This is a genomic window from Peribacillus sp. N1 (genome assembly GCF_054600815.1).
The window spans coordinates 1-242 of record NZ_BAAHZO010000086.1 but is presented as its reverse complement, the minus strand read 5'-3'; the positions used below and the strand labels follow the sequence as shown (position 1 = coordinate 242).

The 242-nt window shown below is 37.6% G+C and carries 1 pseudogene; it reads left to right on the top strand.

What is annotated here, in order from left to right:
• A pseudogene (locus ACYP5M_RS26690) lies at nucleotides 1-242 on the top strand (hypothetical protein); the annotation flags it as partial.

Genomic DNA, 242 nt, shown 5'->3' with positions numbered 1-242 from the left:
TATTGATTCGTGCACTTGGATTCGGAACAGATAAATAAATCTTCGATTTGATCTGAGACAAAGTATACCTTCGCAAAACTCTTGAAAAGGATAACACCGAGAGTGTGGAAAAAGAATTACTGGAAATCTATGAGCGTCTACGCCCAGGTGAACCGCCTACTGACGACAAAGCGAAAAGTCTTTTATTATCACGCTTTTTTGATCCAAAACTTTATGATTTAGCTAATGTAGGCCGTTATAAA